Annotated in this window: 2 protein-coding genes; both read right to left on the bottom strand. The window is 71.3% G+C overall.

From position 1 onward, the window contains the following. Window positions 1-86: 86 nt before the first annotated feature. Window positions 87-953: a tyrosine-protein phosphatase gene (locus AC08OJ_RS17470; RefSeq protein WP_476596295.1), complete on the bottom strand. Its 867-nt coding sequence runs from the start codon at window positions 951-953 to the stop codon at window positions 87-89. A gap of 5 nt (window positions 954-958) precedes the next feature. Then, window positions 959-1,555 (bottom strand): extracellular solute-binding protein (locus AC08OJ_RS17475; protein WP_476596296.1); only part of this gene is annotated, 597 nt, incomplete at its 5' end.

Here is a 1,555-nt window from a genome sequence, read left to right on the forward strand (position 1 = left end):
GGGTTCAGGGCGGACGGGGTGGCGCCTGGGGTGAGCCGCAGGCCCGAGGGGGAGGGACTCCGGGCCTGCGGCTCACTGGCTGGGGTTCAGCCCGCGGTCGCCGGACCGGAATCCGGCCCGGCGTCGGAGGCCTCCGCCGGCACGAGCAGGGCCTCGACGAGGCGGTCCAGCGCGTGCGCCGTCGCCCCGTGCGCGAGCAGGTAGGTGTGAGTGTCCCCGTGCCGGGCGTGGATACGGCCCAGCGCGTGCAGGATGAGGTCGGGCGGGCTTGCCATCAGCGAGGCCGGCAGCTCCTCGCCATCGGTGGACATCAGGGCGGAGATCCGCTGGACGGCCGCCGCAGCCTCGTCCCGCAGGAAGTACGAGGTCAGCGCGAAGTCCTGCGCGATCACCTCGGCTGGCACCCCGGCGAGGTCCAGTGCCAGAGTGATGACCAGACCGGTGCGGTCCTTGCCGGCGCTGCAGTGCACGATCGCGGGCAGTGTCCCCGGTGCGGCGAGCGCGAGCATGGCCGCGGTGAGGCGGTCCCCTCGATGATCGACGACGTGGTCGTAGAGGCTACGCAGATCGCCGGCCGTCTGGTGCCGGTCGACCGGCAGGGTGTAGACGGGCACCCGCCGATGCGTCGCGGCGAGCCGGCCGAGCTGGTCCGGATCGTGCGCCACCTCGGTGTCCTCGCGCAGGTCGATGACCGTGCGCAGCCCGATCTGCGCGAGGATGGCCTGCCCACGGCCGTCGAGCCCGCGTAGCGTGCCCGAGCGCAGCAGCGTGCGCCAGCGCAGGGAGCGTCCGTGCACAGTCGGGTAGCCGCCGACGTCGCGCAGGTTGATCGTGCCCGGCAGCGACAGGGCGCGCCGCGCCTGCGGCGCCCCGCCGTCGCCGGCGCCCGGGGCGGTCCCGGTGCTCGCTGCGGTGGCCGTGCTCCCAGTGCTCACGGTGCTTACGACGGGCACGGCGGTCACTTCCGGGGCAGGAAGCTGGTGGCCTGCTTCTGCGCGTCGGCCAGGGTGGATGCGGGGTCCTTGCCGGTGAAGACGGCGCTTTCGACCGCGGTCATCATCGTGTCGGAGATCTGGAGGTAGTTGTCACCCGGGAAGGACTCCCACGGCTCGATCCGGGTGAGCTGGTCGAGGTTCGGCTTGATGAGCGGGTTCGCCTTCGCCCAGGCCTGCAGGTACTTCGGGTCGTCGATCAGGCCGGTCCGTAGTGGCAGGTAGCCGATCTTTGAGGAGATCTCGGTGTAGGCGCGGTTGCTGGTGAGGAACTTGGTCAGTTCCCAGGCGGCGCGCTGCTTGGCCGGGTCCTTACTGAAGATCGCCAGTGCCGCTCCCGAGTTGGTGGGGATGACCGGCTTCGAGCCGAACGCGGGTTCCTGGGCGGCGTCGAGCTCCCAGTTGTTCGCCTTGGCGCCGGCCATGAACATCCCCTGCAGGGAGCTGCTTTCGAGCAGCATCCCGGCCTGGCCGGTGCTGAACGCCTTGACCTGCTGCTTCTGGTCGAGGTTCGGCATCACGCCGCTGCGTGCCAGGTCGGCGGCCATCGCCACCGCCTCGTT

Source organism: Frankia sp. CgKIO3 (assembly GCF_977946435.1).